Genomic DNA, 1,522 nt, shown 5'->3' with positions numbered 1-1,522 from the left:
TCGGTATCGACGAGTCCTTCTTCGACCTCGGTGGCCACTCCCTGCTCGCCACCCGACTCATCAGCCGCATCCGTTCGGTACTGCATATCGAACTGCCGGTCGGCGCGGTGTTTGAGGCCTCGACGATCGCCGAGTTCGCCACGCGGCTCAGCGAAGGACGTCCCGCTCGTTCCCCACTACATCGTATGCAACGCCCTATCGGGAGTGTCGAATGATTCCGCTGTCCTTCGCCCAGCAACGCCTGTGGTTCCTCCACCAGCTCGAAGGGCCGGGTCCGCTTTACAACATCCCTCTAGCTCTCCACCTAGAAGGTCCTTTGGTGATCGCCGCGCTGCATGCCGCGCTCGACGATGTCGTGGGTCGGCACGAAAGCCTGCGCACCGTCTTCTCGAATACCGACGGCCACGGTGAACAACGCGTGCTCGACCCGGCAGCGGCAGCTGTTCCATTCGAGGTGATCAACGTTGACGAGGGCCAGCTCGATGCGTGTCTGCATGAAGCCGCCCACCGGCCCTTCGATCTGTCCCAGGAAATGCCGATCCATGTAACGCTTCTTGCCCTCGGCAATGATCAGCACGTCCTGTTGCTGTTGATCCATCACATCGCCAGCGATGGCGATTCCTGGGCCCCGCTGGCCCGCGACCTCGCCCAGGCCTATGCCGCCCGCTGCGAGGGCCGCGCTCCGGGCTGGGCTCCCTTGCCCGTCCAGTATGTGGACTACACCCTCTGGCAGCACGAGTGGCTCGGCCAGGAGTCCGATCCGGATAGCGCCATCGGTGCTGAAGTGAACTACTGGAGAGACGCGCTTGCAGGCCTGCCTGAGCAATTGGACCTGCCGGTAGATCGCACACGCCCGGTTCACCCCAGTTATCGCGGCGGCCATGTCAGTGCCGAGCTTGATGTCCGGACCCATCGCCACTTGCTGGAACTCGCGCGAGGGCAGAACGCCAGCCTGTTCATGGTCCTGCACGCGGCCGTCGCCGCGTTGCTCACCCGTCTGGGTGCCGGCGAGGACATCCCGCTGGGCACCTCCGTCGCCGGCCGCCAGGACGATGCCCTGGTCGATCTTGTCGGTTTCTTCGTCAACCCGCTCGTGCTGCGAACCGACACCTCGGGCAACCCGAGCTTCCGCGAGCTGGTGTCGCGAACAAGGCATGTCGACCTAGGCGCACTGAACCATCAGGAACTTCCGTTTGACCGCCTTGTGGATCTGCTCAACCCGACCCGTGTAGCAGGCCGGCATCCGTTGTTCCAAATCGCTCTTGTCATGAACAACAACGCGAGGCCCAGTTACGAGCTGATCAACCTGAGGGTAACGGCACATTCGTTGGAGTTCTCGCCCGCGAAGCACGATCTGGTTTTCAGCTTTGTCGAGAATCAGAACGACAAGGGGCAACCCGCTGGCCTTCGGATTAGCCTGGGATACGCCACTGACCTGTTCGACGAGGCGACCGTGGCGCGGATGGCCCAGCGGCTGTCCCGGTTGCTGGAGGAGGTGGCCATCGAGCCCGATCGCCGGCTG

At 63.3% G+C, this 1,522-nt stretch carries 2 protein-coding genes; both read left to right on the top strand.

The features are described from left to right. Nucleotides 1-215: phosphopantetheine-binding protein (locus tag QRN34_RS14000; RefSeq protein WP_285405311.1), on the top strand; the 215-nt coding region annotated here is incomplete at its 5' end. Continuing rightward, on the top strand, nucleotides 212-1,522 hold a 1,311-nt coding region (locus tag QRN34_RS13995; protein ID WP_285405309.1), incomplete at its 3' end, for a condensation domain-containing protein. The genes QRN34_RS14000 and QRN34_RS13995, both read left to right, overlap by 4 nt.

Origin of the sequence: Luteibacter sp. ME-Dv--P-043b, assembly GCF_030209605.1 — a bacterium.
Taxonomy (GTDB): domain Bacteria; phylum Pseudomonadota; class Gammaproteobacteria; order Xanthomonadales; family Rhodanobacteraceae; genus Luteibacter.
This window is presented reverse-complemented; position numbering and strand designations above follow the sequence as displayed.